Below are 831 nucleotides of genomic sequence, written 5' to 3' on the forward strand. Positions count from 1 at the left end.
GAAAACGTGTTCAGCACTTATTAACTTTTTATTAGCAGCTGTCATTAAGATGCGATAGAAAATCTGTTCAAACAGGTCTGTATCTTTAAAGCGTCGCTCATAATTTTTCCCNTTTCCATGGTTTTCACGATCTTGATTAATTTCTTCTTGAAGACGTCCTTGATACGCTCGTGTTTCTTTTCGAACGATTTTCTTTTCAAATTTCCGTTTATTCGCACTGGCTTTCACATGTGTGGAATCCACGAAAACGTGTTCAGCACTTATTAACTTTTTATTAGCAGCTGCCATTAAGATGCGATAGAAAATCTGTTCAAACAGGTCTGTATCTTTAAAGCGTCGCTCATAATTTTTCCCNGAACGTAGAGAAGTGAGGTATTTTATCATGGAAACCATAGCCTAAAAACCAACGGTAAGCCATATTGGTTTCAACTTCTTCAATCGTTTTACGCATGGAACGAATACCGAAGGTATATTGAATGAATGTCAGTTTAACTAAAATAACTGGATCAATACTTNGGGCGTCCTACCTCTGAATACATTTCTTTCACCAAGTCATAAATGAAAGTGAAGTCAATGGCAGCCTCCATTTTACGAACCAAATGGTTCGGTGGCACCAGTTGATCTAACGTAATCATTTCAAGTTGATCTCGCTGAATAGAATCATGTTTAGAAAGCATCCTCATCACCTCAAGTTTTAATATCTCTATTTTAAAACAAAAATCACTCTAAGCAAAAGTGTTCTATCTAAAAGTTAAAACAAAGTTGATTGGAACGGAAGGTACGAGACTCCTGCGGGAAATGCGAGTCACGGGAGACCCCACAGGCTGAAAG

Annotated in this window: 3 pseudogenes; all 3 read right to left on the reverse strand. The window is 37.7% G+C overall.

Annotated features, from left to right (window positions below):
* Nucleotides 1-112 precede the first annotated feature (112 nt).
* A pseudogene (locus ASU00_RS26550) lies at nucleotides 113-354 on the reverse strand (IS5/IS1182 family transposase); the annotation flags it as partial.
* A 1-nt stretch (nucleotide 355) separates the two neighbouring features.
* A pseudogene (locus ASU00_RS26555) lies at nucleotides 356-515 on the reverse strand (transposase); the annotation flags it as partial.
* Nucleotide 516: 1 nt separating this feature from the next.
* Nucleotides 517-677 (reverse strand): annotated as a pseudogene (locus ASU00_RS26560) (IS5/IS1182 family transposase); the annotation flags it as partial.
* Nucleotides 678-831 lie beyond the last annotated feature (154 nt).

The sequence above is a fragment of the Peribacillus muralis genome (genome assembly GCF_001439925.1).
In the GTDB taxonomy this organism is placed as follows: Bacteria; Bacillota; Bacilli; order Bacillales; family DSM-1321; genus Peribacillus; species Peribacillus muralis.